Below are 1,300 nucleotides of genomic sequence, written 5' to 3' on the forward strand. Positions count from 1 at the left end.
CGCGCCTGCCTCGATGCGCTCACTCGCGCACACCCTGGCCTGCGACGCGTCGAACATGACCGGAATCATCGACCGCCTCGAAAAGCGCGACCTGGTCCACCGCGAGGTCAGCACCACCGACCGCCGGGTGAAGAACGTCGCCCTCACCGAGACCGGCCAGAAGGCGATCGACACGATCCGCGAGCGCATGGAGCAGACCCAGACGGGCCTGGACCAGCTGTCCGACACGGAGCGCGCCGAACTCTTCCGCCTGCTGACGGTCGTCTTCCCGCGCTGACGCGCACTGTGCGGGTCCCGGTCGGCCGAACAATCGAGCGGCGACCGGGGCGCCGTCCCTGGGCCCGCGAATGAGCTGCGCGTGCAGGTGCGCTGTGGTGCGAGGGTGACGTCGGGCCGCTGATCGAGGGGGGTCAAGGGCGGGGTCTGCGGGCGTGGAGGACGAAGGCCGGAGGTGTGTTGCGCCATATGGTGCGGCTGGGGACGACCTCCTCGAAGCGGTCGGCCAGCAGGTCTCGGAAGCGCCGGGCCGGGGTGAGGGGGACGGCGTGGAGGTAGGTGAACGCGGTGAAGGCACCCGCCGGAGCGAGCACCGTGGCCGTCGCGTGCAGAAGTTGGTGCTGAGTGGCGGTGGGGAAGAGTGCCCAGGGCAGACTGCTGACCACCACGTCGGCGCTCTCGATGCCGCGCTCGTCCAGCAGGTGGCGCAGGTGCACGGCGTCGCGTTGGATCACCTCGGCCCTTGGGTGGCGGCGGCGCAGGCGCTGGGCGAGCAGTGGATCGATCTCGACGGCCAGGTGGCGGCCGCGCCCGCCGAGCCGACGCTGGATCTCGGCGGTCAACGGTCCGGTGCCGGCACCCAGTTCCACCACCACGGGCTCGCCGCGTTCGGGCACCCGGGCGCAGACCGCCTCGGCCAGGTGCCGCGAGCTGGGCGCGATGGCTCCCATCCGGGCCGGTGAGCGCATCCACTGCCGCAGGAAGAGGCTGTAGTCGTTCGGCTCCTGCGGAGGCTTGCAGAACCGGCAGTGCCGGGCTCCTCGGGGCGCGGTGCTGGTGGTCATGTCGAGGCCTTGTCGGGGGTACGGGTGGTCGATCGGGTCGGTGTGGACGGGCGCCGTACGGTGCACCGGGGATCTGCGGCAGTTCTCCACGTGGAGACGGACCTGCCGGACAGTTCAGAACCCAGCAGAAAGACCGGTCGTTTCATCCCCGGTGCACGCGTACGGGCGGCATCGCGAAGCCGGCACCTCGAAGCGATGTGCGACATCGGCCTGCCCACCCAGGGCTGGCGCCTCAGACG

The 1,300-nt window shown here is 71.0% G+C and carries 2 protein-coding genes; one reads left to right on the top strand and one right to left on the bottom strand.

Annotated features, from left to right (window positions below; all coding sequences use genetic code 11):
- The coding region (locus tag POF73_RS45695) for a MarR family winged helix-turn-helix transcriptional regulator (RefSeq protein ID WP_272125457.1) at window positions 1-277 on the top strand (277 nt) is incomplete at its 5' end.
- 133 nt (window positions 278-410) lie between these two features.
- On the opposite strand, the gene POF73_RS45700 is transcribed toward POF73_RS45695, so the two are convergent.
- Window positions 411-1,061, bottom strand: coding sequence for a class I SAM-dependent methyltransferase (locus tag POF73_RS45700; protein ID WP_272125458.1), 651 nt, complete (start codon window positions 1,059-1,061; stop codon window positions 411-413).
- Between the last annotated feature and the right edge of the window lie 239 nt (window positions 1,062-1,300).

Origin of the sequence: Streptomyces sp. HD, from assembly GCF_028369295.1 — a bacterium.
Classification (GTDB): domain Bacteria; phylum Actinomycetota; class Actinomycetes; order Streptomycetales; family Streptomycetaceae; genus Streptomyces.

What these genes read in the sequence shown, in the direction of transcription:
- POF73_RS45700 (WP_272125458.1), bottom strand. Translation starts at nt 1,061, where the DNA reads ATGACCACCAGCACCGCGCCCCGAGGAGCCCGGCACTGCCGGTTCTGC.